At 66.3% G+C, this 25,043-nt stretch carries 30 protein-coding genes; 6 read left to right on the top strand and 24 right to left on the bottom strand.

Annotation, left to right across the window (positions count from 1 at the left end):
* Nucleotides 1-76: 76 nt before the first annotated feature.
* Together dsbC and xerD are read right to left on the bottom strand one after the other, a co-directional pair.
* Nucleotides 77-814 carry a bifunctional protein-disulfide isomerase/oxidoreductase DsbC gene (gene dsbC / locus B4I46_RS25355; protein WP_043863190.1) on the bottom strand — a complete coding sequence of 246 codons (738 nt, stop codon included), beginning with the start codon at nucleotides 812-814 and terminating at the stop codon, nucleotides 77-79.
* A gap of 151 nt (nucleotides 815-965) precedes the next feature.
* Entirely contained in the window at nucleotides 966-1,862 is an 897-nt protein-coding gene (gene xerD / locus B4I46_RS25350; RefSeq protein ID WP_054915031.1) for a site-specific tyrosine recombinase XerD, read from the bottom strand.
* Between the two features lie 68 nt (nucleotides 1,863-1,930).
* Between xerD and B4I46_RS25345 the strand changes: the two genes are divergently transcribed.
* On the top strand, nucleotides 1,931-3,733 hold the full coding sequence (locus B4I46_RS25345; protein ID WP_078480092.1) for a cation:proton antiporter: 1,803 nt from the start codon (nucleotides 1,931-1,933) through the stop codon (nucleotides 3,731-3,733).
* A gap of 21 nt (nucleotides 3,734-3,754) precedes the next feature.
* Here the strand turns inward: B4I46_RS25345 and B4I46_RS25340 are convergent, their stop codons facing one another.
* From B4I46_RS25340 to ffh, 6 genes are all read right to left on the bottom strand, one after another.
* Entirely contained in the window at nucleotides 3,755-4,162 is a 408-nt protein-coding gene (locus B4I46_RS25340; RefSeq protein WP_043863187.1) for an acyl-CoA thioesterase, read from the bottom strand.
* 96 nt (nucleotides 4,163-4,258) lie between these two features.
* Entirely contained in the window at nucleotides 4,259-4,609 is a 351-nt protein-coding gene (gene rplS, locus B4I46_RS25335) for a 50S ribosomal protein L19 (RefSeq protein WP_043863186.1), read from the bottom strand.
* 42 nt (nucleotides 4,610-4,651) lie between these two features.
* The gene (gene trmD, locus B4I46_RS25330) at nucleotides 4,652-5,404 is read right to left on the bottom strand and encodes a tRNA (guanosine(37)-N1)-methyltransferase TrmD (protein WP_043863185.1); all 753 of its coding nucleotides are present in this window, start codon (nucleotides 5,402-5,404) and stop codon (nucleotides 4,652-4,654) included.
* A 3-nt stretch (nucleotides 5,405-5,407) separates the two neighbouring features.
* The gene (gene rimM, locus B4I46_RS25325) at nucleotides 5,408-5,944 is read right to left on the bottom strand and encodes a ribosome maturation factor RimM (protein ID WP_043863184.1); all 537 of its coding nucleotides are present in this window, start codon (nucleotides 5,942-5,944) and stop codon (nucleotides 5,408-5,410) included.
* Nucleotides 5,945-5,949: 5 nt separating this feature from the next.
* A complete protein-coding gene (rpsP, locus tag B4I46_RS25320) occupies nucleotides 5,950-6,201 on the bottom strand; it encodes a 30S ribosomal protein S16 (RefSeq protein WP_028942918.1) in 252 nt (83 codons plus the stop codon).
* A 238-nt stretch (nucleotides 6,202-6,439) separates the two neighbouring features.
* Complete coding sequence (gene ffh / locus B4I46_RS25315; RefSeq protein WP_043863183.1) at nucleotides 6,440-7,816, bottom strand: signal recognition particle protein; 1,377 nt, start codon at nucleotides 7,814-7,816, stop codon at nucleotides 6,440-6,442.
* 196 nt (nucleotides 7,817-8,012) lie between these two features.
* Between ffh and B4I46_RS25310 the strand changes: the two genes are divergently transcribed.
* The 3 genes from B4I46_RS25310 (at nucleotide 8,013) to B4I46_RS25300 (ending at nucleotide 11,419) form a co-directional block, all read left to right on the top strand.
* Complete coding sequence (locus B4I46_RS25310) at nucleotides 8,013-8,825, top strand: cytochrome C assembly family protein (protein WP_043863182.1); 813 nt, start codon at nucleotides 8,013-8,015, stop codon at nucleotides 8,823-8,825.
* Between the two features lie 10 nt (nucleotides 8,826-8,835).
* A complete protein-coding gene (locus B4I46_RS25305; protein WP_088514564.1) occupies nucleotides 8,836-10,035 on the top strand; it encodes a transporter associated domain-containing protein in 1,200 nt (399 codons plus the stop codon).
* Nucleotides 10,036-10,108: 73 nt separating this feature from the next.
* Nucleotides 10,109-11,419 (top strand): MFS transporter, encoded by a 1,311-nt coding sequence (locus B4I46_RS25300; protein ID WP_043863180.1) that lies wholly within the window; start codon nucleotides 10,109-10,111, stop codon nucleotides 11,417-11,419.
* A gap of 101 nt (nucleotides 11,420-11,520) precedes the next feature.
* Here B4I46_RS25300 and purT read toward each other — a convergent pair whose 3' ends face one another.
* From purT to B4I46_RS25275, 5 genes are all read right to left on the bottom strand, one after another.
* The gene (purT, locus tag B4I46_RS25295; RefSeq protein ID WP_054915034.1) at nucleotides 11,521-12,702 is read right to left on the bottom strand and encodes a formate-dependent phosphoribosylglycinamide formyltransferase; all 1,182 of its coding nucleotides are present in this window, start codon (nucleotides 12,700-12,702) and stop codon (nucleotides 11,521-11,523) included.
* Between the two features lie 71 nt (nucleotides 12,703-12,773).
* The gene (locus tag B4I46_RS25290; protein WP_043863178.1) at nucleotides 12,774-13,241 is read right to left on the bottom strand and encodes a VUT family protein; all 468 of its coding nucleotides are present in this window, start codon (nucleotides 13,239-13,241) and stop codon (nucleotides 12,774-12,776) included.
* A 62-nt stretch (nucleotides 13,242-13,303) separates the two neighbouring features.
* Nucleotides 13,304-13,516, bottom strand: a complete 213-nt coding sequence (locus B4I46_RS25285) for a DUF1289 domain-containing protein (protein ID WP_043863177.1) — start codon at nucleotides 13,514-13,516, stop codon at nucleotides 13,304-13,306.
* On the bottom strand, nucleotides 13,516-14,040 hold the full coding sequence (locus B4I46_RS25280; RefSeq protein WP_054915036.1) for a gamma carbonic anhydrase family protein: 525 nt from the start codon (nucleotides 14,038-14,040) through the stop codon (nucleotides 13,516-13,518). Before B4I46_RS25280 ends, B4I46_RS25285 begins: the two co-directional genes overlap by 1 nt.
* A gap of 40 nt (nucleotides 14,041-14,080) precedes the next feature.
* Complete coding sequence (locus tag B4I46_RS25275) at nucleotides 14,081-14,680, bottom strand: CoA pyrophosphatase (RefSeq protein ID WP_054915037.1); 600 nt, start codon at nucleotides 14,678-14,680, stop codon at nucleotides 14,081-14,083.
* Between the two features lie 131 nt (nucleotides 14,681-14,811).
* On the opposite strand from B4I46_RS25275, the gene B4I46_RS25270 reads away from it, so the two are divergent.
* A complete protein-coding gene (locus B4I46_RS25270; protein WP_286902304.1) occupies nucleotides 14,812-15,360 on the top strand; it encodes an NUDIX hydrolase in 549 nt (182 codons plus the stop codon).
* A gap of 34 nt (nucleotides 15,361-15,394) precedes the next feature.
* Nucleotides 15,395-15,952, top strand: a complete 558-nt coding sequence (locus B4I46_RS25265) for a L,D-transpeptidase family protein (protein WP_054915039.1) — start codon at nucleotides 15,395-15,397, stop codon at nucleotides 15,950-15,952.
* A gap of 90 nt (nucleotides 15,953-16,042) precedes the next feature.
* Here B4I46_RS25265 and B4I46_RS25260 read toward each other — a convergent pair whose 3' ends face one another.
* Genes B4I46_RS25260 through B4I46_RS25210 form a run of 11 tightly spaced genes read right to left on the bottom strand, consistent with a single transcriptional unit; the run spans nucleotide 16,043 to nucleotide 25,034 of the window.
* The gene (locus B4I46_RS25260) at nucleotides 16,043-16,666 is read right to left on the bottom strand and encodes a general secretion pathway protein GspN (protein ID WP_286902303.1); all 624 of its coding nucleotides are present in this window, start codon (nucleotides 16,664-16,666) and stop codon (nucleotides 16,043-16,045) included.
* Between the two features lie 20 nt (nucleotides 16,667-16,686).
* On the bottom strand, nucleotides 16,687-17,073 hold the full coding sequence (gene gspM / locus B4I46_RS25255) for a type II secretion system protein GspM (RefSeq protein ID WP_054915041.1): 387 nt from the start codon (nucleotides 17,071-17,073) through the stop codon (nucleotides 16,687-16,689).
* A complete protein-coding gene (locus tag B4I46_RS25250) occupies nucleotides 17,070-18,170 on the bottom strand; it encodes a type II secretion system protein GspL (RefSeq protein WP_167400198.1) in 1,101 nt (366 codons plus the stop codon). Before B4I46_RS25250 ends, gspM begins: the two co-directional genes overlap by 4 nt.
* Nucleotides 18,167-18,754, bottom strand: a complete 588-nt coding sequence (locus B4I46_RS25245) for a prepilin-type N-terminal cleavage/methylation domain-containing protein (protein ID WP_043860624.1) — start codon at nucleotides 18,752-18,754, stop codon at nucleotides 18,167-18,169. The genes B4I46_RS25250 and B4I46_RS25245 overlap by 4 nt, the downstream gene beginning before the upstream one ends.
* A complete protein-coding gene (locus B4I46_RS25240; RefSeq protein ID WP_054915043.1) occupies nucleotides 18,751-19,119 on the bottom strand; it encodes a type II secretion system protein in 369 nt (122 codons plus the stop codon). The genes B4I46_RS25245 and B4I46_RS25240 overlap by 4 nt, the downstream gene beginning before the upstream one ends.
* On the bottom strand, nucleotides 19,116-19,556 hold the full coding sequence (gene gspH, locus B4I46_RS25235) for a type II secretion system minor pseudopilin GspH (RefSeq protein ID WP_058541462.1): 441 nt from the start codon (nucleotides 19,554-19,556) through the stop codon (nucleotides 19,116-19,118). The genes B4I46_RS25240 and gspH overlap by 4 nt, the downstream gene beginning before the upstream one ends.
* Nucleotides 19,557-19,558: 2 nt before the next feature.
* Nucleotides 19,559-19,993: a type II secretion system major pseudopilin GspG gene (gene gspG / locus B4I46_RS25230; RefSeq protein ID WP_043860627.1), complete on the bottom strand. Its 435-nt coding sequence runs from the start codon at nucleotides 19,991-19,993 to the stop codon at nucleotides 19,559-19,561.
* 13 nt (nucleotides 19,994-20,006) lie between these two features.
* Nucleotides 20,007-21,209 (bottom strand): type II secretion system inner membrane protein GspF, encoded by a 1,203-nt coding sequence (gene gspF, locus B4I46_RS25225; RefSeq protein ID WP_058541460.1) that lies wholly within the window; start codon nucleotides 21,207-21,209, stop codon nucleotides 20,007-20,009.
* A gap of 3 nt (nucleotides 21,210-21,212) precedes the next feature.
* Nucleotides 21,213-22,661 carry a GspE/PulE family protein gene (locus B4I46_RS25220; RefSeq protein ID WP_100633129.1) on the bottom strand — a complete coding sequence of 483 codons (1,449 nt, stop codon included), beginning with the start codon at nucleotides 22,659-22,661 and terminating at the stop codon, nucleotides 21,213-21,215.
* A gap of 5 nt (nucleotides 22,662-22,666) precedes the next feature.
* Nucleotides 22,667-24,622 carry a type II secretion system secretin GspD gene (gene gspD / locus B4I46_RS25215; RefSeq protein ID WP_116053021.1) on the bottom strand — a complete coding sequence of 652 codons (1,956 nt, stop codon included), beginning with the start codon at nucleotides 24,620-24,622 and terminating at the stop codon, nucleotides 22,667-22,669.
* Between the two features lie 4 nt (nucleotides 24,623-24,626).
* Nucleotides 24,627-25,034, bottom strand: coding sequence for a pilus assembly protein PilZ (locus B4I46_RS25210; RefSeq protein WP_286902313.1), 408 nt, complete (start codon nucleotides 25,032-25,034; stop codon nucleotides 24,627-24,629).
* Nucleotides 25,035-25,043 lie beyond the last annotated feature (9 nt).

Genomic DNA, 25,043 nt, shown 5'->3' with positions numbered 1-25,043 from the left:
ACTCCCCATTGAACGACCGGCCATGCGCCGGTCGAAAAAACAGCCGTCTCCCCATGGTGACGGCTCACTGATTGAATTACTTGCTTGCGGTCAATGCCAGCTTGGCCACTTGCGGGGCCGGCTGATAACCCGGGATCACCTGACCGTCCTCGAGCACGATGGCCGGCGTGCCATTGACGCCGATCGACTGCCCCATCTGGAACTGCTTGCTGACCGGGTTCTCGCACTTGGCGGCCTTGATTTCCTTGCCGTCGACCATCTTGTCCATGGCCGCCTTGCGGTCGGTGGAACACCATACCGCCTGCAGCTGCTGGTCACCCGACGAGCCCAGGCCCTGACGCGGGAAGGCCACGTAGCGCACCTCGATGCCGCGCTTGTTCAGCTCGGGCACTTCGGCATGCAGCTTGTGGCAGTACGGGCAGGTGGTGTCGGTGAACACGGTGATGTGCGACTTGGTTTCGCCCTTGGCAGGGTAAACCACCATTTCGGAAGCCGGAATCGCATTGATGGTCTTGGCGATGGCCACGCGCTCGGCCTTTTCGGTCAGGTTGACCGGCTTGCCGTCCTGGATCTGGAACAGATAGCCCTGTACCAGGAACTGGCCGTCGGCGCTGGCGTACAGCACACGGCCGCCCTTGAGCTTGACCTCGTACAGGCCGTTGACCGGGCTGGCAGCGATGCTGTCGACCGGTATTTCCGACTCCAGCGACTGCAGCGACTTGCGAATCGCCTGCTCGGCATCGTTGGCCGCAGCCACGGCGAAGGAACTGGCCAGCGCCAGGGCGGCGGCGGCTAAAATCTGGGTCACGCGCATGAAAACTCCTGAAGGCGGACAGGGGGCCGAAAGCGGAACAGACGTACCGAAAAACGGCCGCGATCCAGGGCCCGGGTGTAAACCGCGAAAGCGTACCACATTCGCCGCCCTGCATTGACTGCTGGCGACGCATGCAATGTGCGATCAGCGCTCAGCCGCGCGGGTGATGACGGGCATGCAGTTCCTGCAGGCGGGCGCGGGCCACATGGGTGTAGATCTGGGTGGTCGACAGGTCGCTGTGGCCCAGCAGCATCTGCACCACGCGCAGGTCGGCGCCGTGGTTGAGCAGGTGGGTGGCGAAGGCATGGCGCAGGGTGTGCGGCGACAGCGCCTTGCCGATCCCGGCCACCTGGGCCTGGTGCTTGATGCGGTGCCAGAAGGTCTGGCGGGTCATCTGCTCGCCACGCTGGCTGGGGAACAGGACATCGCTGGGGCGGCCGTTGAGCAGTTCGACGCGGCCGTCGCGCAGGTAACGTTCTACCCACACCACCGCCTCCTCCCCCATCGGCACCAGGCGCTCCTTGCTGCCCTTGCCCATCACCCGCAGCACGCCCTGGCGCAGGTTGACCTGATCGAGGGTCAGGCTCACCAGCTCGGTGACGCGCAGCCCGCAGGCATACAGCACCTCGAGCATGGCGCGGTCGCGCTGGCCGATGGCCTCGCCAAGGTCGGGAGCCTTCAACAGGGCCTCCACATCGGCCTCGGACAGCGACTTGGGCAACGGCTTGCCCAGTTGCGGCATGTCGACCTGCAGGGTCGGGTCGAGGGCGATCAGCTTCTCGCGCAGCAGGTAGCGGTAGAAGCCACGCGCGCCCGACAGGAACCGCGCCGTGGAACGGGGCTTGTAGCCCTGGTCGAGGCGCCATGCCAAGTGGTCCAGGATCAGCTCGCGACCAGCATCGGGCAACGCCATGCCCCGCTCCTGGAGCCAGCCGTTGAACAGGGCCAGGTCGCTGCGGTAGGACGCTCGGGTGTTGTCGGAAAGCCCCTTCTCCAGCCACAGGGCGTCGAGGAACTGGTCGATCAGCGGGTGGTCGATGGCGGGCATGAAGACTCGGTGGTAGGCCGTAAAAATACCGCTAGTCTTCCATAACACCGCCGGCATAGGGAGCCCGAATGAACGAACAAGAGATATTGCTGGCATTCGGCGGGATCGGTGTCGCGGCCCTGGGCTGCCAGTGGCTGGCCTGGCGGCTGAAGCTGCCGGCGATCCTGTTCCTGCTGCTCAGCGGCATAATGGCCGGGCCGATCCTGGGTTGGCTCGACCCGCAGGAAATGTTCGGCCCGCTGCTGATGCCGCTGGTGTCGCTGGCGGTGGCGCTGATCCTGTTCGAGGGCAGCCTGACCCTGCACCTGTCGCAATGGCGCGAGATCGGCACGGTGGTGCGGCGCATGGTGACCCTCGGCGCGCTGTCCACCTGGGTGGTGATCAGCGCGGCCACCCACTGGCTGCTGGGGTTCGACTGGCTGCTGGCGATCCTGTTCGGCACCCTGACCCTGGTCACCGGGCCGACCGTGATCGTGCCGATGCTGCGGGTGGTACGGCCCAAGGCGGCGGTGGCCAACATCCTGCGCTGGGAAGGCATCGTCATCGACCCGATCGGCGCCCTGCTGGCGGTGGTGGTGTACAGTTTCATCATTGCCAGCGCCGCTGGCGACGGCCTGAGCCAGAGCCTGCTGACGTTCGCCGGGGTGATCCTGTGCGGCAGCGCCTTCGGCGTGGCCGGTGGCTGGCTGCTGGGCCAGGTGATCCGCCATCAATGGCTGCCCGAGTACCTGCACAACCTGGCCTCGCTGGCAGCGGTGCTGGGGATCTTCATCGCCTCCAACCAGGTGATGCACGAGTCGGGGCTGCTGGCGGTGACCCTGATGGGCATGTGGCTGGCCAACATGAAGGGCGTGGATGTGCGCCAGATCCTGCACTTCAAGGAGAACCTCAGCGTGCTGCTGATCTCCGGCCTGTTCATTCTGCTGGCGGCGCGCCTGGACCTGAATGCCCTGCTCGGCCTGGGCCCTGCGGTGCTGGCCCTGCTGCTGGTGATCCAGCTGATTGCGCGGCCGCTGAACGTGGCGCTGTCGACCTGGGGCTCGCAGCTCAACTGGCGCGAGCGTGCGCTGCTGGCCTGGATCGCTCCGCGCGGCATCGTGGCCGCGGCAGTGTCGGCGATTTTCGCGATACGCCTGGACGAGGCCGGGCACGCGGGGGCCTTGCTGCTGGTGCCGCTGACGTTCGCGGTGATCATCGGTACGGTGGTGCTGCAAAGCGCCACGGCGCGGCCGCTGGCGCGCCTGCTCAAGGTGGCCGAGCCTGCCCCCAGCGGGTTTCTGATCGTGGGCGCCAACGCGCCGGCCAGGGCCCTGGGCACGGCCTTGCAACAACTGGGCAGCCGGGTGCTGCTGGCCGATTCGAGCTGGGAGAACATCCGCGCGGCGCGCATGGAGGGGTTGCCGACCTATTTCGGTCACCCGGCCTCGCAGCATGCCGATGCGCACCTGGACCTTGTAGGCCTGGGGCACCTGCTGGGGCTGTCGCCGGCGGGCGAGCTCAACACCCTGGCATGCACGCGCTTTCGACATGATTTCGGGCATCAGCGCCTGTTCGTGCTGGCCAGCGGGCTGGAGCGCCAGCGCAGCGACAAGCACCGCGCCAGTGACGAACATCGCGGGCGCCTGTTTGGCAGCCAGGCGTTGACCTATGTGCAACTGGCCAACCTGTTCAACCAGGGCGCCGAGCTGTACACCACACACCTGACCGAGGCGTTTGGCTGGGCGGACTACCAGGCGTTGCATGGCGATCGCGCGACCTTGCTGTTTGCCCGCGATGCCAGTGGCTGGGTGTATGTGGTAGGACCGGATACGGCGCTGAAGCCGGGGCCTGGGTGGACGCTGGTGGCGCTGGTCCAGCCGCAGGCAGGTTGATCGCGCGGGCTTGTTGGCCGTTCAGAAGCCGGGCAACACCGGCACCGGCCGCTTGTCTTCGTCGATGGCGACGAAGCTGAACAACCCGTGAATCGCCTTCTCGCGACTGTCGCAGCTCATGCTTTCGACAAACACCTCCACCTCGACCTTCAGGCTGGTGGTACCCACCTTCACCACCGTCCCCACCAGTTCCACGATCGAGCCGGCGGCAATCGGGTGCTTGAAGTCGATGCGGTCGGTCGACACCGTCACCAGCGGCAAGCGGCAGAAGCGCGTGGCGGCAATGAACGACACCTCGTCCATCCACGCCAGCGCGGTGCCGCCGAACAGGGTGTTGTGATGGTTGGTGGTCGAGGGGAACACCGCCTTGGTCACGCGGGTCACCGACAACTGGGTACGGCGCTGGATCTCTTGCTCTCTACTGTTCATGACATCTCTGAAACACGAATGACGGACAACAAAAAAGCAGCCCGAAGGCTGCTTTCTTTTCGCATGGCGGTCCCGTGCCCGCCGGTCAAACTAGCCTCAGGCCAGTTTTTCCTTGATGCGAGCGGCTTTGCCGGACAGGTCGCGCAGGTAGTACAGCTTGGCTTTACGCACGTCACCACGACGTTTCACGGCCAGGCTGTCGATCTGCGGGCTGTAGGTCTGGAAAGTACGCTCTACGCCAACACCGTTGGAGATTTTACGAACAGTGAAAGCACTGTTCACACCACGGTTACGCTTGGCGATAACAACACCTTCGAACGCCTGCAGACGCGAACGGTCGCCTTCCTTCACTTTCACCTGAACGACAACAGTGTCGCCTGGGGCAAAGGTCGGGATCTCTTTGGTCATCTGCTCGGCTTCGAGTTGCAGAATGATTTTGTTGGTCATGCTGTGCTCCTAAGATAGGTCGTCAGACCCACCATCGATACGTTAACTATCGTCCCGCTCTCGGAGATACTCCTCGAGCAGCTTCTTCTCTTCTCCAGAAAGTGAGCGACTTTCCAGAAGATCGACGCGTCGTTCATAGGTCCGCCCAAGGGACTGCTGTAAACGCCAGCGCCGGATGTGTGCATGGTTGCCACTGAGCAACACGTCGGGAACACGCTGATCCGCATACACCTCCGGTCGGGTGTAGTGCGGGCAATCGAGCAGACCATCGGTGAAGGAGTCTTCCTCCGCCGAGTCCGCATGCCCTAAAGCTCCGGGCAGCAGCCGCGTAACCGCATCGATCAGGACCATCGCCGGCAGCTCGCCGCCAGACAGTACATAGTCGCCAATCGACCACTCTTCATCGACATGAGCCTGAATGAACCGCTCGTCAATGCCTTCATAACGACCTGCGATGAGAATCAACGACTCTGCATTCGCCAGTTCGCGTACCGCCGACTGATTCAGCTGACGGCCTTGTGGCGACAGGTAGATCACCTTCGCCGCTTCCCCTGCCTGCTGCCTGGCCTGAACCAGCGCATCTTCCAGGGGCTTGATCTTCATCACCATGCCCGGACCACCGCCAAACGGCCGATCATCCACGGTGTGGTGGCGATCTGTGGTGTAGTCCCGCGGATTGTGGCAGGTCAGTTGCAACAACCCCTGCTTCACCGCGCGGCTGGTAATGCCGTACTCACTGATGGCCGAGAACATCTCGGGGAACAACGTAATGACTTCGACACGAAGGCTCGCCATCGTCTAGAAGTCCGCGTCCCATTCCACCCTCATTTCGCCTGCAGCCAGGTCGACCTTCAACACGCACTGCCCGGTATAGGGCAACAGGCGTTCACGATCATCCAGACTGCCCACGCAGGGCTTGACCACCATTACATCGTTCGCGCCGGTCTCCAACAGGTGATCAACCGTGCCGAACAGCTGTTCGTCCTGGTTGATGACTTTCAGACCTACCAACTGGTACCAGTAGTACTCGTCTTCGGTCAGGTCGGGCAAAAGGCTACGCGAGATGCAAATCTCGTAACCGCTCAGAAGACGGGCTTCATCGCGATCGTCGAGGCCTTTGAGCTTGGCAACCAGATCCTTTTGAGTGGATCGGCCGCTGACCAGCTCGACCTGCTTGACCACACCTTCGCGCCGGAGCGTCCAGTTGCGGTAATCCAACAGGTTTTCAATCGGATCGGTAAAGGAAAAGACCTTCACCTCGCCGCGAACGCCGTGAACCGAAAAAATCTTGCCAACAACGATCAGGTCGTCAGCTTTTTCTGGCGTCGCGCTCATACTATTCAGGCAGCAGCCTTAGCAGCATCTTTCAGCAGTTTTGCAACGCGCTCGGATGGCTGTGCGCCAACGCTCAGCCAGTGAGCAACGCGATCCTGCTTAACGGACAGGCGAACTTCCTGGCCACGAGCGATAGGGTTGAAGAAACCAACCTGCTCGATGTGCGAACCGGTAACCGGGTTACGCGAGTCGGTCACGGTCAGGGTGTAGAATGGGCGCTTTTTGGAGCCGCCACGGGCAAGACGGATGGTTAGCATAGAACATCGTTCCTGTAGTCGGTGCTGCAAATCATAATGCACAGCGGGCACACGGGTGCCCGAAAGGCCGCATATTCTCAAGGAATACACGGACTTTTGCAAATGCCTTTTCACGGCGAGCGACAAGCCGCCGTGCTGATCTGCGAATGAGCCGCTTCTGTATATAGAAGGCGGCACGGGTCCCGCCAGCGGCGGGGTTCCGGTCGGTGCCCCACGGGAGGCACCGGCCTGAATGTGGTTACAGCTTGGGCATGCCGCCGCCAGGCAGCATGCCGCCAAGGCCGCGCATCATCTTCGACATGCCGCCCTTGGTGGAAAACTTCTTCATCATCTTCTGCATCTGCTTGTGCTGCTTGATCAAGCGGCCGATGTCCTGCACCTGGGTGCCCGAGCCCATGGCGATGCGGCGCTTGCGCGAACCGCTGATCAACTCGGGGTCGCGGCGCTCGGCCGGGGTCATGGAGTTGATGATCGCCTCCATCTGCTTGAACTGCTTCTCTGCCGCGCCCTGGGCATTGCCCATCTGCGACAGGTTGACGCCGCCGATGCTCGGCATCTTGTCCATCAGGCCGCTCAGGCCGCCCATGTTCTTCATCTGCTGCAGCTGGTCGCGGAAGTCCTCGAGATCGAAGCCCTTGCCCTTCTTCAGCTTCTTGGCCAGCTTGTCGGCCTTTTCCTTGTCCAGGGTCTGCTCGGCCTGCTCGATCAGGCTGAGCACGTCGCCCATGCCCAGGATCCGCGAGGCAATGCGGTCCGGGTGGAACGGTTCGAGCGCTTCGCTCTTCTCGCCCATGCCGATGAACTTGATCGGCTTGCCGGTGATCGCGCGTACCGACAGCGCGGCACCGCCACGGGCATCACCGTCGACCTTGGTCAGGATCACGCCGGTCAGCGGCAGCGCCTCGCCAAACGCCTTGGCAGTGTTGGCGGCGTCCTGGCCGGTCATGGCATCGACCACGAACAGGGTCTCGATCGGCTTGACCGCAGCGTGCAGCTGCTTGATCTCGCCCATCATCTCGGCATCGATATGCAGACGCCCGGCGGTGTCGACGATGACCACGTCGATGAACTTGAGCTTGGCTTCGCGAATCGCCGCCTCGGCGATGGCCACCGGCTTCTGGGTGATGTCCGACGGGAAGAAGGTCACGCCGATGTCGTTGGCCAGCGTTTCGAGCTGCTTGATGGCCGCCGGACGGTACACGTCGGCCGACACCACCATCACGCTCTTCTTCTTGCGCTCCTTGAGAAAGCGCGCCAGCTTGCCGGCGGTGGTGGTCTTGCCCGCACCCTGCAGGCCGGCCATCAGCACAACGGCAGGCGGCGCGCTGTTGAGCGCGAGGTCTTCGTTGGCCGCGCCCATCAGCTCTTCGAGTTCGGCCTGGACGATCTTCACGAACGCCTGGCCAGGCGTCAGGCTGCGCGACACCTCGGTGCCGACCGCGCGCTCCTTGACCTTGTTGACGAAATCCTTGACCACCGGCAGGGCGACGTCGGCCTCGAGCAACGCCATGCGCACTTCGCGCAGGGTGTCTTTAATATTGTCCTCGGTGAGCTTGGCTTTACCGGTGACATGGCGCAGCGTCTGTGACAGACGGTCGGTCAGGTTTTCAAACATGGGGATCCTTTCAGGCTCTGTAGAACCGAGGTTTATCAGCTGCCCCTGGCGCATTAGGCCAGCCTTGGGCAAGGGCAGGCCGGCGATTATAGCGAAGACTCGCGCACGCGCACACCATGGCGTCGGCCACCAGTCTTCCTTGGCAGGCGCGTTGTATGCCAAACTCAGGGCCTTTCGGGCTTGCCTAACAGGACTTATGCTCCCCTTGTCACCCAGCTTGCTACCCAATCTGATCGCCGCCTGCCTGTACGCCGCCGCGATTTTCTATCAAGGCACCCGCCTGGCCCGAGGCACCAAGGCCGACAAGCGGCTGCTCGGAATGCTCGGCGCCTTCGCCGTGGTCGCTCAGGGCACCGCGTTGTGCTGGCAGCTGCTCACGCCGCTGGGCCTGAGCCTGGACTTCTTCAGCGCCGCCAGCCTGATCGCCACCGCAGTGATTGCCCTGACCCTGGTCGCCACCCTGCGCATCCCGGTGGAGAACCTGTTGCTGCTGCTGTTCCCGCTGGGCCTGCTGACCGCGCTGATGGCGCAGTTCGCGCCCTCGGGCACGGTGCCGCTGGTCAACGAGGAGCCCGGCATCCTGGCGCATATCCTGCTGTCGATCCTGGCCTACGGGCTGTTCACCATCGCGGTGTTCCAGGCCTTGCTGCTGCTGGTGCAGGATTACCAGCTCAAGCACAAGCACCCCTCGGGCCTGATCCGCAACTTCCCGCCGTTGCAGACCATGGAGAGCCTGCTGTTCGGCTTCCTGTGGGCCGGCTGGGCGCTGCTGTCGCTGTCGCTGATCTCCGGCTGGCTGTTCCTGGACAACCTGTTCGCCCAGCACCTGGTGCACAAGACCCTGCTCGCCTGCGTGGCCTGGATCGTCTTCGGCGTCCTGCTGTGGGGCCGCACCCGCCTGGGCTGGCGCGGTCACAAGGCGATCCGCTGGACCCTGGCCGGTTTCTGCCTGCTGATGCTGGCGTATTTCGGCAGCAAGCTGGTACGCGAATTCATTCTGCATATCTGACAGGCGACCTATGAACACTCTGCCGTTAGGCCCACAGGTCGCGGTACTGGCACTGACCCTGGTGTGGTCGGCGCTGTTCAGCGCAGTGGATGCCGCCCAGCAGCAACAGGGCGGCACCCGCCGCAATGGCCCCAGAAGCGAACGTGCACTGATGCTGGGCGCCACCCTGGGCAAGCTGCTGGTGTTCGCCCTGGCCTCGCTGCTGGGCTTTGCCCATGCCGGCGAGCGCGGCTTCTGGCTGGCCTGCGCGGCAGCGGCACTGGCCGTGCTGGTGCTCACCGACTACCTCCCCCGCCAGCTGGCCCGACGCTACCCCGACGCCCTGCTGGGCCTGGGCGAGAGCCTGCTCAAGGTGCCGCTCATGCTGCTGCAGCCACTGGCCTGGCTGCTCGATGGCGTTGCACGCCTGTTGCTGCGCCCCTTCGCGGGCAAGGTCACGGCTGTCACCCAGCATGACAATCGCCACGACACCCCCGGCGCCTCCGGTGCGCCGGACGAGGAACATGCCCAGCACAGGAGCGACCTGCTCGGCAGCCTTCAGGCGCTGGACAAGGTGACGGTCAACGACATCCTGGTGCCGCGCAACGATGTCGACGGGATCAACCTCGACGAGCCGATCGAAAAGATCATCGAGCAACTGATCGTCAGCCGTCACACCCGCCTGCCGGTGTTCCACAGTGATATCAACCAGGTCGAGGCGATCCTCAACACGCGCCAGATCAGCCACCTGCTGCCCAAGGCCGAGCTGACCCTGGCCAACCTGCTGGCGGCGTGCTACGAGCCATACTTCGTGCCCGAAAGCACCCCGCTGCAGCTGCAGCTGCTGAACTTTCACAAACAGCAGCGGCGCCTGGGCGTGGTGGTGGACGAATATGGCGAAGTGCAGGGCATCGTCACCCTGGAAGACATTCTTGAAGAGATCGTGGGCGAGTTCGAGGAAGAGCACAGCCTGGACAACCCGCACATTCACCCGCAGCCCGATGGGCGCTACGTGATCGAGGGCAACATTTCGATCCGCGAGCTCAACCGCAGCCTGGGCTGGCACCTGCCCAGCGACGGCCCGAAAACCCTGAACGGCCTGGTGACCGAGGCGCTGGAAAGCATCCCCGCCAGCGCGGTGTGCCTGAAAATGGGCCGTTATCGCATGGAAATCCTCGAAACCGAGGACAATTGCGCCAGCCGCATACTGGTCTGGACCGTTTCCCGCTAGCTATACTCGAGCCCGCCGGCGCTTGCCCGCGGCAGGTGCCGGAGCCTTCGCAGCACTCGACAGGGAAACGTTCATGACGACCAGCAGCACCTATAACAACAACGATGAAACCGCAGCGCCCCCAGTCAACTCGCCCGCCCGGGTAGCCACGGCCAGCTTCATCGGCACCGCCATCGAGTTCTACGACTTCTACGTATACGCCACGGCAGCGGCCCTGGTGATCGGCCCGGTGTTCTTCCCGCAGACCTCGGGCACCGCGCAGATGCTCTCGGCCTTCCTCACCTTCGGCATCGCGTTTCTGGCGCGCCCGCTGGGTTCGGCGCTGTTCGGCCATTTTGGCGACCGCATCGGCCGCAAGTCGACGCTGGTGGCCTCGCTGCTGCTGATGGGCATCTGCACCACGCTGATCGGCGTGCTGCCGGGTTACGACAGCATTGGCGCCTGGGCACCGATCCTGCTGTGCCTGCTGCGCTTCGGCCAGGGCCTGGGGCTGGGCGGCGAATGGGGCGGTGCAGCGCTGCTGGCCACCGAGAACGCGCCCAAGGGCAAGCGGGCGTGGTTCGGCATGTTCCCGCAGCTGGGCCCTTCGATCGGCTTTCTGGCGGCCAACGGCCTGTTCCTGACCCTGGCCATGACCCTTTCCGACGAGCAGTTCCGCAGCTGGGGCTGGCGCATTCCGTTCCTGCTCAGCGCCGCGCTGGTGATCGTGGGGCTGTATGTGCGTCTCAAGCTCGAGGAGTCGCCGGTGTTCGCCAAGGCCGTGGCGCGCCACGAGCGGGTGAAGATGCCGGTGGTCGAGCTGTTCGCACAGTACTGGGCGCCGACCCTGCTGGGCGCGGCGGCGATGGTGGTGTGCTACGCGCTGTTCTACATCTCGACGGTGTTCTCGCTGAGCTACGGGGTATCGACCCTTGGCTACAGCCGCGAGACCTTTCTGGCACTGCTGTGCTTTGCGGTGGTGTTCATGGCCCTGGCCACGCCGCTGTCGGCCTGGCTGAGCGACCGGTACGGACGCAAGCCGGTGCTGATCGTGGGTGGGGTGCTGGCCATCCTGTCGGGGTTCACCATGGAGCCGCTGCTGACGTCGGGGTCGACCGCGGGCGTGGCGCTGTTTCTGGCCATCGAACTGTTTCTGATGGGGGTGACGTTCGCGCCGATGGGGGCGTTGCTGCCTGAGCTGTTCCCCACGCACGTTCGCTATACCGGGGCCTCGGCGGCGTACAACCTGGGCGGGATCGTCGGGGCCTCGGCGGCGCCGTTCTTTGCGCAGAAGCTGGTGGCCATGGGCGGCCTGAGCTGGGTGGGCGGGTATGTGTCGGCGGCGGCAGTACTGAGCCTGATTGCAGTGCTGTGCCTGAAAGAGACCCGGCATACGGAGCTCTGAAGACGGGCTGCTGCGCAGCTATCGCGGGTCAGGCCCGCCCCCACAGGCATCATCACTGTTTCTGTGGGAGCGGGCCTGGCCCGCGATGAAGTATCGAAGCCTTACAGCTCTACGTTGACTGCCTGCGAAGCCCGGGTCGCCTTGGCCCGCGCGGCTTCGATCGACTCGTCACGCGCCAGGCACACGCCCATGCGCCGCTGGCCATTCACCTCTGGCTTGCCGAACAGGCGCAGCGCGGTGTCCGGCTCGCTCAGCGCCGCGCCGAGGTTGGCGAAGGCGGTCTGCTGCGAAGTGCCTTCCACCAGAATCACTGCCGAAGCCGACGGCCCGAACTGGCGAATCAGCGGAATCGGCAGGCCCAGGATCGCCCGCGCATGCAGCGCGAACTGCGACAGGTCCTGGGAGATCAGGGTCACCAGGCCAGTGTCGTGCGGGCGCGGCGAGACTTCGCTGAACCACACCTGGTCGCCCTTGACGAACAGCTCCACGCCGAACATGCCGCGACCACCCAGGGCCTCGGTCACCGCACGCGCCACGCGCTCGGACTCGGCCAGCGCCTTGGGGCTCATCGCCTGCGGCTGCCACGACTCCTGATAATCGCCCTTCTCCTGGCGATGCCCGACCGGCGCGCAGAAGGTGGTGCCGCCCACATGGCGCACGGTGAGCAGGGTGATCTCGTACTCGAAGTCGATGAAGCCCTCGATGATGACCCGGCCCTTGCCGGCACGCCCGCCTTCCTGGGCATAGTCCCAGGCAGCCTGCACGTCATCGACGCCCTTGAGCAGGCTCTGGCCCTTGCCCGACGAGCTCATCACCGGCTTGACCACACACGGGAAGCCGAGGTCTTCGACGGCCTTGCGGTAGTCTTCGAAGGTGTCGGCAAAGTGGTAAGGCGAGGTTGGCAGGTCCAGCTCCTCGGCGGCCAGGCGGCGGATGCCCTCGCGGTTCATGGTCAGCTGCGCGGCGCGTGCGGTCGGCACCACGGTAAAGCCTTCGGCTTCCAGCTCCACCAGGGTGGCGGTGGCGATGGCTTCGATTTCCGGCACGATGTAGTGCGGCTGCTCGGCCTCGATCACTGCGCGCAGGGCGGCGCCATCGAGCATGTTGATCACGTGGCTGCGGTGCGCCACCTGCATGGCCGGGGCATCGGCGTAACGGTCCACGGCAATCACTTCAACGCCCAGGCGTTGCAGCTCGATCACCACTTCCTTGCCCAGTTCGCCACAGCCACACAGCAGTACTCGGGTCGCGGTCGGCGACAAGGGGGTTCCGATACGGGTCATCTCAGGTCCTCAGAGGGAAGGAATCCAGGGCCGCCCCAGCACGGTGCAACCCGGTGAAAAGAAGCGCCATTTTACATGGCGCAGGCGTTCTTGCGTGCGCGCCAGGCCATCGCCAGCCACACCACCGTCACCCCGGCGAACTTGGAGCCCAGCGCGGTACCGACCACGGCCGGGGTCAGTGCGCCGATCATGCCGAAGAAGATGAAGGTATCCAGCGGGATGCTCAGCGCCGAGCTGAGCCACAGGCGGTCATGCAACGGGCGCTTGGTGATGCTGAACACCAGCCAGTCGATCAGCTCCGATACCGCGAACGCGGTGGCGCTGGCCAGGGCGATGGCAGGCTCGGAGGTGATATAGGAGAGCACCAGGGCGCCAAGCATGGCCAGCAGGGCGCCGTGGCCGAAGCGGGTCTGCACCATGTCGCGCAGGATGAACACCAGCCCGCCCCAGGCGGACCAGATGACGTCCAGGTGCGGGGCACTGGAGAACGCGTAGTTGATCAGCACCACGCTGGCGATATAAGCAATCAGAAAGAACATAGAAACACCGGTTGGCAAGCCGTACAGGGTACTTGAGTGCCCCCGCACGGCCAAGCCCGGGATCAGCCGGCGGCCTTGCCCACCGTCATCACCAGCCCCGCCGCCACGGCGCGCTCATGGCACAGCACCAGCACCTGGCGCCGTTCGTCGTTGGCCATGCGGCCCCAGCGCGTGATCTCGCTGGCGGTGCGCTGGCAGCCGGTGCAGATATCCTGCTCGTCCAGCGCGCAGATGTGCACGCAAGGCGAGGCCACCGGTCGTTCAGGGCTGCTCATCAGTCCTCCTGGGGTACAAGGTCACGGGCATAGCGCTGGGCGTTGTGCACATAGTGGGCAGCGCTGGCCTCGAGCAGTTGCTGCTGCGCCGGGGTCAGTTCGCGCACCACCTTGCCCGGCGAGCCGACCACCAGCGAACCATCGGGAATCTCGCGCCCCTCGGGCACCAGCGCATTGGCGCCGATGATGCAGTGCTTGCCGATGCGCGCACCATTGAGGATCACCGCACCGATGCCCACCAGGCTGTAGTCGCCGACCGTGCAGCCATGCAGCATGGCGTTGTGGCCGACCGTCACGCCCTTGCCCAGGGTCAGTGGCCAGCCCATGTCGGTGTGCATCACCGTACCGTCCTGCACGTTGCTGTTCTCGCCGATGTCGATCAGCTCGTTGTCGCCGCGCAGCACCGCGCCGAACCAGACGTTGGCCCCCGCCTGCAGGCGTACCTTGCCGATCAGCGTGGCGGTGGGCGCTACCCAGCTCTGTGGGTGGGTTTCGACGCGCAGGTCGCCCAGACGGTATTTCATGCGTGGTTCCTCACGGTGGGAAGGCGGCGGGTGGGCCCGCTCATCTTGTAGGGGTGCGCTCAGGCGGGTGGTGCAGGCTGATGCGCGCATCGTATAGCAGGTTGACCAGCTCGACGATCATGATCGCCGACAGGCCCCAGATCTTGTACTCGCCGAAACGGTAGCTGGGCACGTACCAGCTGCGGCCCTGGTAGTCGATGCGGTGGGTATGGTCGCGCGGGTCCTGGCGGAAGAACTCCAGCGGCACGCTGAACACCGCGGCAATCTCGGCATCGTTGGCGCGGTACTCGACATAGTCGGGAATCAGCCCGACAAACGGCGTGACCTTCAGCCCGTGCAACGAAACCAGCGGGCTCAGCGGGCCGATGACTTCGACCAGCCCGGGCGGCAGGCCGATTTCCTCCTCGGCCTCGCGCAGCGCGGTGAACACCAGGTCCGGATCTTCGGGGTCTCGCCGCCCGCCGGGGAAGGCCACTTCGCCGCCATGGGTCGAGAGCCCCTTGGCGCGCAGGGTCAGCACCAGTTCGGGCGACTCGCTGCGGGTGATGGGCAATAACACGGCAGCCTCGGGGAACCGACGATCGGTCTCCAGGGTGCCCGGCGTGTGATTGCTCATTCGGCGAAGTAACTCGTCCAGCATGGTCTCTCTCGTTCTGTCGGGTCTCTGCATGATGCACCAAAGGCGCAGCCCGCCCAAGCCCCCGCGACAATCGCGCTTGCGGGCCTGCGCGCACTGGCGCGAAGATAGGCGCAGCCACCAGGAAGATAAGCATGAATTACTGCAGTGCGTGCGGCAAACCGGTCACTCATCGCATCCCCGACGGCGACACCCGCCTGCGTCATGTCTGCGATCATTGCCACACCATCCATTACCAGAACCCCAATATCGTCGCCGGCGTGCTGCCCAGCCATGGCAGCCAGGTGCTGCTGTGCCGACGCGCCATCGAGCCGCGACGTGGCTACTGGACCCTGCCGGCCGGCTTCATGGAAAACGGCGAGACCATGGAGCACGCCGCCCGCCGCGAGGCCGACGAGGAAGCCTGCGCGCGCCTGGGGCCGATGGCCCTGTACCAGCTGTTCGACCTGCCGCACATCAACCAGGTGCACGTGTTCTACCGCGCCGAGCTGGCCGACCTGGCATTTGCGGTGGGCGTCGAGAGCCTGGAAGTGCGCCTGTTCGAGGAAAGCGAGATCCCCTGGGACGAGCTGGCTTTCAGGACCGTGAGTCGTGCCCTAGAATGCTACTATCTCGACCGCCAGGGGCAGCATTACCCGGTACGCACCGAATGCCTGTCCCCGCGGGTCGAACCGCTCACTTGAACCCATACGTCGCCACTTTCAGGGATACCGTTTCATGCGCTGGTTGCTTGCCCTCTTCTGCCTCGGTGTGGCGTCGGTGTCCCAGGCGGCGTTTACCGAAACCATTGTGCGAAAACCGCTTGGCCAGGTGACGCCCTCGACCCCGGCGCCCACCCCCTCCGGCGCCCCGTTGATCGACAAGGTGCTGGTGATCAAGTCCGAACGCCGCCTGCAACTGATGAGCGGCGACACCTCGATGAAGAGCTACCGCATCTCGCTGGGCAAGCAGCCCACCGGTGCCAAGCTGCGCGAGGGCGACAAGCGCACGCCCGAGGGGTTGTACTGGCTCGACTGGCGCAAGGTGTCCGACCGTTACAACCTGGCCATCCACGTTTCCTACCCCAATGTCAGCGACTCGGCCCGTGCCCGCCGCGAAGGGGTGAAGCCGGGCAGCATGATCATGATCCACGGCACCCCGGACAGTGCGGACTACCCCGAGGCGCTGTTCCACACCCTGGACTGGACCGAAGGCTGCATCGCCATGACCAACCGCGACATGCGCGAAGTGTGGAACCTGGTCAGCGACGGCACGCTGATCGAGATTCGGCCCTGACCGAGCGTGCCCCTTCGCCGGCTCCTACCTGCCGCCCCCCCAAAACCTGCAGGAGCCGGCCTTGCCGGCGAAAAAGCGCCCACTGGCGAATCACCAGTTGAAGGACCACCGCACCGCGTGCTCTCCGGCCTGCAGCCACTGCCCGCCGACCAGCACCGGATACAATGCCGCCCCCTGCTCCACCTGCCCTTGCAGCGTACCGCCTGCCACCCCGGCATCCAGCGCCAGGTGGTGCTGCCCCGCCGCCGCCAGTCGCGCCGATAGCCGCCAGCCTTCGTTGCACACCACGCGCACCTCGCCGCGCCCCAGGGCCAGCGTCCATGGCGCCACCAGGGCCAGCTGATCCGCCACCAGCGTACCCTGCCCGCTCACGCACCGCGCGCCACGCCCACTCAGTGCCAGTTGCCCCGACCACTCCCCCCCCAGGCGATACGCCGAAGGCACACGGCTGGCCGGCCCCTGCGGCAGGACGCTCGCTTGCCAGTCCCACGGCCAGCCGCGCAATACCAGCCCCCAGCGCTGGCCCTGATACCCTGCCTGCACCTGCACCGCCCACGGGCGCACCTGCCAGCTCAACGGGCCAACGTCGCCGATCCGCCCGGCCTGCCCCTGCCACACGCTACCGGCCACGTCCTGCGCAGGCCACGGCGCAGCCTTGAACAACCAGCGCGCCGGCAACCCCGCCAGCAACGTCAGGCAGAACACCAACAGCATCCACCCCAACCTCCTGCGGCTCATCGCGCCAGCACCAGATCGAAACTCAGGCCCGACGGCGCCTGCTCCAGCCCCCATTGAAGCGGCTGAACGCCTTCACGCTGCAAGCTCAGCAACCACGCCTGAAGCCGCCGCTCGTCCTTGACCTGGCCGCGCACCTGCCACCCCGCGTCAACCGGCTGCACGTCGCTGAGCACGAGCTGCTGCGCCGCAGCCGACTGCTGCAATCGCTCCAGCGTCACCTCGGCGCCTGAGTGCATGGCCGTCGCCGAGGCGGCCAGTTCGCGCCACTGCGAAAGCTCGCGCCATTGGCCAAGGCCCTCGCGCACCACCAGGCTCAACAGCAAGAGGGCCACTGCGGTCCAGGCCAGCGGCATCAACCAGCGCCGTGCGGTGACGCTGCTCATGCTCCTGCCCCCAGGTCGAACACCAGTTGCACGGCATCTGCCGTGGCCGGCTGCACCGCCACCTGCGCCCCGGCACTGGCGGCCATGGCAGCCCACGGCGTGTCCGACGGTGCCTGCGCACCCTGCAACTGCAAGGTCCAGCGTGTGCCATCAAAGCGCGCACGCTGCAGCCGCCAGCCAGGCTGCGCCGAAAGCCACTGCACCATGGCGCCCTGCAATGCCTCCAGCTGGCGCAGTCGCAGGTTGCGCTCATCCCGCGTCTGGCGCTCGCGCTTGAGCCACTGCGTAGCCTGGCGCGGGGTGCTCAGCGGCCCGGTCACGGCCACCACCTGCGCCTTGTACAGCGTGGCCTGGCGCCACTGCAGGCCGAGCCACAGGGCACACCACACCACACCCAGCACGGCGCAAGCCGTCGCCAAGCGCCGTTGCCCCTGTGCCAGGTGCGGTCGCGCGCGGGGCGTGCGGCGCAGCTCGAACAGGCCGGGCAGACGTTCCAGCGCCGCCAGCGACGCCGGCCACGCGCCCTCGAATGCCTGCACCTGCCTGTCGCACCACACCGACGGCGGGGTTGCCCCCAACGCCGTCGGCCAGGCCAGCCACGCCTGGCGCCGGTCGGCGCCGCAGCTCTTGAACAGGCTAAGGTCCGGGCTGCGTCGCCAGCACCAGGCATCGCCGGGGGCAAGCTCCGGCAGCAGCTGGAACTCCGCCCAGCAGCGCTCGACCTGCAGGCCCCAGCCCTGGCAAGCCTGCAACCAGCCCGCCAGGCGTTGCCGGTCAATCACCGCCAGCTCAAGCCATCCCGAACCTCGCGACACACAACCGACATGGATCGCCTCGGCTGGCTGCAACACGCGATCTTCAAGCAGCAATGGCCACTCTTCACGCTTGAGACCCGGCGGCGCCTGCAAATGGAAGTGCGCGCATTCACTGCCCGGCACCACCAGCGCCACGCGACCGGCACCTTCCGGCGGTTGCCCGTGCCCCGCGCGCAGCACCTCACCGGCCCGCACCTGCAGCCAGCTCCAGCCGGCCTCATCGGGGCGCACCAGCAACCACGACCCAGGCTGGCGCCGTCGCCAGTATCGAATGTCAATCATTGGCTCTCCGGCAGGGCAAACGTACACACATAGGGGGCTCCATCACGCTGGAACTCGAGCCGTACACCACGATCGGGCGCAGCGCGTTCGGCAGAGGGCCAGGCCAGCCAACGGCTGCCCTGGCGAAACTCGAAAACGGGGCTGGACACCCCGGCCAGGCTGTCGCGCAGCACCCAGTGCGGGCGCTCGACGGCATACAGGTCGGCAGAGGTCTCCAACAGCAGGCGTGCATCGCGCCGGTCATAGCGCAGGCGTTGGCGCTGCAAGCGCGAGCCGCCTTCGGCCGCCGGCCACGCCGCCAGCGCCACCCATTGCAGCTGCAACTCGGCAGGCTGCCAGTCCAGCCAGTTCAAGGCCAGGGGCAGGCGCTGCTCGTACAACTGGCGCAGCACCGTGGCGTCGAAGCGGCGCTCCAGCCCGAGGCAGAAGCTCAGCACCGGGCTCGCCTGCGGCGCTTGGTCGAGTCGCTCACGTACGCTCAGCCAGCCATTGACCAGCGCCGCCAGCAGCACGCCCAGTACAGCGGTCAGTGCCAGCGCCACCAGCAGTTCGAGCAGGGTCAGGCCCTGCTGCCTGCGCCTCACGGGCGCACCAGAAACAGGCGGTATTGACCCAGCGGCTCACGTTCATCGCGGTCGGCAAACAGGCGCAGTTCGCCACCGCGCAGGTTGCGCACGCCGGTGGAACCCAGTTGCAACCGCCAGTGGCAGGTGCCCGGCCCCTGACGCAGCTCGCCGCTACTCAGTGCCTGCGCCGGCCAGTACTGCTCCACCACAAAGCGCGCCTGCAGTTCCCGGGCACACAGGCTGCCCAGCCAATGCTGCTGCACGCCCTGCTGCACCACCAGGCGCTGGCGCAGTACCTGGCTGCTGATGATCGCCATGGTCGCGGCGATGCCCAGGGCCACGCTCACTTCGAGCAGAGTGAAACCACGCTGGCGGGCCTTCATGGCACGTTCACCACCTGCAGGCCGGCAGCATGACGCCAGTGCCAGCGCTGCCGGCCCTCGGCCCAGCGCCACTCCAGCCTCACCGGCCGGGCCAGCCCGGAGGGGGTGAACATCACCCGTGGCGTGCTGCCCGCAGGCCAGTCCGGGCGCAGCCCGGCCGGCCACTCGCCCAGCGCCACCGGCTCCACCTGCCACTGGTCGCCCTCGACCAGGCGCACGAACTCGGGCCGCTGCCCGTTCCAGCGCAGGCCGCGCACCTGCCCGCCATGCAGGGCCAGGTCGGCCTGCGCCCGCGACGCCGCGGCCAGGCGCTCCAGGGCCTGGTGCAAAGGCGCCTTGGCACCGTCGAGCGAGGCCACCGCCAGGGCGCTCATCAACCCGGCGATGGCGATCACCACCAGCAGTTCCAGCAGGGTGAAGCCACGCTGGGCCGGCATGCCTAGAGGTCCCAGTTACCGATGTCGGCATCGATCCCCTCGCCGCCCTCCACCCCGTCGGCACCCAGCGAATAGATGTCGATGCGCCCATGCTGCCCCGGCGCCCGGTACTGGTACGGTGTGGCCCACGGATCCTGCGGGAGCCTGCGAATATAGCCATCGGCCCGCCAGGCACGCGGCACCGGCTCGGCCTGCGGCTTGCTCACCAGGGCCGACAGCCCCTGCTCGGCGGTGGGGAAGCGCAGGTTGTCGAGGCGATACATGTCCAGCGCCTGCTCCAGGCTCGACAGGTCGGCCATCACCTTCTGCTTCATGGCCTTGTCCTGGCTGCCCAGCACACTGGGCGCCACCAGCGCGATCAACAGGCCGATGATGAAGATCACCACCATGATTTCCATCAGGGTGAAGCCGTGCTGGCGGGAACGTCGTGTCTGCATGGTAGTGCTCCTATTAAAGTGTGAGGCCCTGGTTGAGCTGCATGATCGGCAACAGCACCGCCAGCACGATGAACAGCACCACCGCGCCCATGACCAGGATCATCAGCGGCTCGAACAACGCCATCACGGTGTCGACCTGACGGGCAAAGCCGCGCTCCTGGTTGTCGGCCACGCGCTCGAGCATGTCGGGCAAGGTGCCGCTGGCCTCGCCGCTGGCGACCATGTTCAGCAGCATCGGCGGGAACTGCCCGCTGGCATCCAGCGCGCGGTGCAGGCTGACGCCGCCTTGCACATCGACCTGCACCCGCTCCAGCGCCAGGCGAATGCGTCGGTTTTCCAGGGTGGCGGTGGCCACCTGCAAGGCTTCGAGCAGCGGTACCCCGCTGCCGACCAGAATCGCCAGGCTGCGCGACAGCCGCGCGCTTTCCAGCACCCGCAGCAGCGCACCCACGCGCGGCAGGCGCAACAGCAGGTCGTCACGGCGCAGGCACCAGTGCGGCCGACGCAGCAGCCGCGCCGCGCCTGCCGCCCCCAGCACCGCGGCGCCCAGCAGCCACGGCCCGGCCAGCAACAGGGCTTCGCTGGCGCCGATCAGCAGGCGCGTGATCAACGGCAGGCTCTGCCCGGAATGGGCGAATTGTTCGGTCAGCCTGGGCACCACGAAGCTCATCAGGCCGACCACCACCGCCAGCGACACCCCCATCAGCACGCACGGGTAGATCAGCGCGGTACGCGCCTTGTGCTGCTGGCGCTGCACCTGCTCAAGGTGGTCGGCCAGGCGTTCCAGCACCTGGGCCAGGCGCCCCGAGCGTTCGCCGGCCTCGACCAGCGCGCAGTACAGCGTTGAAAACACCCCGCCCTGGCGTGCCAGGCTGCGGGCCAGGCCCAGCCCCTCTGCCAGCGCGCCGCGCACCCCCACCAGCAGATTGCGCAGGGCCGGCTCCACCAACTGCCGCTCAAGGGTGGCCAGGGCATCCACCAATGCAATGCCGGCCCCTGTCAGCGTGGCCAGTTGCCGGGTCAGTTCACACAGCTGTGCGCGGCTCACGCGCTGGCGCCGTGGCAACACCTGCGCGTTGCCCTGCACCTGCAACTGGCGCGCGAACAGCCCCTGCTCGCGCAGCAACTGGCGGGCATGGCGCTCGCTTTCGGCCTGCAGGCTGGCCTTGAGGGTGCGCCCGGCGAGGTCAACGGCCTGGTATCGGTAGGTCGGCATGGCTCAGCCCTGCACCGCGCGCAGCACTTCGGCCAGGCTCGTCTGGCCCTGGCGCAGGCACTCGCTGGCCATGCCGGCCAGGCTCTGGCGCCGGCCCTGCAGATGCGCCTGCATGGCCACCTCACTGGCCCCGTCATACAGCAGGCCGATCAGCCCGGCGTCCAGCTCGATGAACTCATACAGCCCCAGCCGGCCGCGATAGCCGCTGCCCTGACACTGCGCGCAGCCCACTGCGTGATAACTGTGCTCAAGCTCGACCAGCTCCGGCCACAACGCCCGCTCGGCCGCCTGCAATGGCTGCGCCACGGCGCAACTGCACAGGCGCCGCACCAGGCGCTGGGCCATGACCCCGCGCAGGCACGAGGCAATCAGAAAAGGCTCCACGCCCATGTCGCGCAGACGCGTCACCGCGCCCACCGCACTGTTGGTGTGCAGGGTCGAAAGCACCAGGTGGCCGGTGAGGCTGGCCTGCACCGCAATCTGCGCGGTTTCGCGGTCGCGGATTTCGCCAAGCATGATCACATCCGGGTCCTGGCGCAGAATCGCGCGCAAACCGCTGGCAAAGGTCAGCCCGGCACGCGGGTTGATGGCGGTCTGGCCGATGCCGGTGATGGCGTACTCCACCGGGTCCTCGACGGTGAGGATATTGCGGCTGCCGTCGTTCAGGCTGTTGAGGCTGGCGTACAGCGTGGTGGTCTTGCCCGAACCGGTCGGGCCGGTGCTCAGCACGATACCGTTGGGTCGCCCCAGGCAGGCGCGCAGGCCCGCCTCGACGGCACCGGGCATGCCCAGGTTGCCCAGCGAGAGCAGGCTGGCCTGCTTGTCGAGCACGCGCATCACCACTCGCTCGCCGTGGATACCCGGCAGCGTCGAGACACGCACATCGACCTCGCGCCCACCCGAGCGCAGGGTGATGCGCCCGTCCTGGGGCTGGCGCTTCTCGGCGATGTCCAGGCGCGCCATGACCTTGATCCGCGACACCAGCATGGCCGACAGCGCACGTGGCGGGCGCAGCACCTCGCGCAGGTGGCCGTCGACCCGCAGGCGCACCACCAGGCTCTGCTCGAAGGTTTCCACATGGATGTCCGAGGCCTGCTGACGCAGCGCCTCGCCGAACAGCCCGTTGATCAGGCGGATCACCGGGGCTTCGTCATCGCTTTCGAGCAGGTCCTCGACCCGCGGCATCTCGCTGATCAGGCCGTCCAGGTCGACCTGTTCGCCAATGCCCTCGATCAGCGCCGCCGTGGCGTTCTCGCCGGCCTGGTACAACTGGCCCAGGCGCGTGTCGAACTCCCCCGCGTCGAAATGGCACACGGTCTGGGGCGGGCCATACACCCGCAGCAGCTCGTGCAACTGGTCGCTGTCGACATCCGGGCGCAGCCACAGGCTCCAGCCGTCGGCGCCAGGCGCCATGGCCAGCCCGCCCTGGCGCGCCAGGCGATAGGGCAGCAACGGTTTCACCAGGTGCCCTCGTCCAGGCGCTGGCGGCTGGCCGGGAACACCCGCAGCAACTCGCTGCCATCGGCCAGGCTGGGCAGGGCAAGCGGCGTGGTCTGTTGCAGGCTGCGGTATTTTTCGCTGCTGAGGCTGGTCAGGCTGGCCCCGTCACGCAGGATCCGCGGGCGGATGAACACCATCAGGTTCTGCTTCACGCCACGGCTGGCATCGGAGCGGAACAACCGGCCCAGCCCGGGGATATCCCCCAGAAACGGCACCTTCTGATGGCTGGAGGTGACCTCGTCGCTGATCAGCCCGCCGAGAATGATCAGGCCGTTGTCCTCGACCATGACCTTGGTCTTGATCTCGCGCTTGTTGGTGATCACGTCGCTGGCCGCAGCGGTGTCGGCAATCGACGAGACCTCCTGCACGATGTCCAGGCGCACGGTGTTGTCACTGTTGATCTGCGGCTTGATGCGCAGTTTTACACCGACCTCCTTGCGCTCGATGGTCTGGTAGGGGTTGGTGTTGTCCTGGGTTACCGAGCCGGTCACGAAGGGCACTTCCTGGCCGACCAGGATCGACGCCTCGGCGTTGTCCAGGGTCAGCAGGGTCGGGGTCGACAGCAGGTTGAAGCCACTGTTGCTCTTGAGTGCATTGACCAGCATGGCGAAGTTGAAGCCGCCGCCGAAGTTGCCGATGCCGGCCGTCACGCCGTTCACGCCCGACAACAGTTTGCCCAGCGCCGCGTTGTCGCCGCTGGCCACGGCCCCGGCAATGCCGGTGATGCTGGCACCGCCGGTACCGAAGTTGACCGCGCCGGCACCGAATTTCTCGTCGGCGAACAGCCACTGCACGCCCAGCTCCTGGGCCCGCGAGTCGGACACTTCGGCGATGATCGCCTCGACCACCACCTGCGCACGGCGGATGTCCAGTTGCTCGACGATGGTGCGGTAGGCCGCCAGCTCGCTGTCGGGCCCGACCATGACCACGGCGTTGGTACCCTCCTCGTATTCCAGGCGAATGCCCGAGAGGTTGACCGGCACGGGCGCCTTGGCGTCCTTGTCAGCTTCGCCCGGCGCAGCGCCGGCATCCTGGCTGAGGCTGCGCAGCACCTTGACCACCTCGCCGGCATTGGCGTGACGCAGGTAGATCACCTGAGTGTTGGAGCTGCGCAATGCGTCGCCGGGGCGGTCCAGCTGCGCCAGCAAGGCACGCACGCGCTCGCGGCTGTCGGCACTGCCGCGCACCAGCAGGGCATTGCTGCGCGGGTCGGCGACCACCTGGGCACTGTCGGCGCCCTGCTCGCGGGCCAGCAGGCGGGTGATCAACTGACCGGTATCGCTGGCGCTGGCATGGTGCAGCGGCATCACCTGCAGCGGCTCCTCGCTGACCTGATCGAGCTGGCGCAGCAGGCTGTCGATGCGCTCCAGATTGCTGCGCCAGTCGGTCACCACCAGCAGGTTGGCGGCCGGGTACGGCGTGATCACCCCCACACGGGGGTCGATCAGCGGCTTGAGGATCGCCAGCATCTGTTCGCTGGCGGCGTTGCGCACGTTGAACACCCGGGTGGCGATGCCATCGCTGCCGGCCTGGGCCTTGCGCCCGCTCTCGACGGGCACCGGCTCCAGCCGCGCCGCCTGATCGGGCACGATCTTCACGCTGCCGTTGGGCAGGTCCACTGCAGCAAAGCCCTGGGCCCGCAGCTGGGCCAGGAAGATATCGTAGATCGCCTCGCTGTCGTGACGGTCCACCGTACGTACCGTGACCTTGCCTTTTACCCGCGGGTCGACGATGAACGTGGTCCCGGTGATGCGCGACACGCTGTCGATGAACTCGCCCAGGTCGGTGTCGACGAAATTCACCTCGTACAGCGGTGTACCGTCTTCGTCCGCTACCGCTTCGGGCTCGTCGAACGCCCAGGCCAGGTTGAGCCCCAGGGCCAGTACGCCAGCCACGCAGAATCTTGCGATCATCCCTTCATCCTTGGCGCTTGAAGCCGGTCACGGCGGGCCGTGGCGGCCAGGGCAAGCGCTCGCGCCGCCCCTGGTTGTCGAAAATCAGGCCATCGTCATCGATGTCCTGCAGCACGATGCCCGGTGCCAGGCGCTGGCCGCGAACGTAGGTACGCACCGCCTGCTCGTAGCGCAGCACCACCACTGTGGCGCTGGCGGGCACGGCCTTGAGGCCGCCCAGGTAATGCACGGGCAAGCGCGTGAGCGGCAGCGCGTCACTGGCCGGCGGCGCCTGCCAATGCCCGACCAGCAGGCCGGGCAGCTCAGCCGGTTCGGCCTCTGCGGCCGGCGCCGGCAGCGGCTCGCGGGCGGCCAGCAGCACGCCCTGCGCAGCCAGCCAGCCGGCCAGGCTCAACAGCACGCCGTCGAGCACGCGGCCCGG

The organism is Pseudomonas sp. UBA7500 (assembly GCF_002478435.1).
GTDB lineage: Bacteria > Pseudomonadota > Gammaproteobacteria > Pseudomonadales > Pseudomonadaceae > Aquipseudomonas > Aquipseudomonas palmensis.
This window is presented reverse-complemented; position numbering and strand designations above follow the sequence as displayed.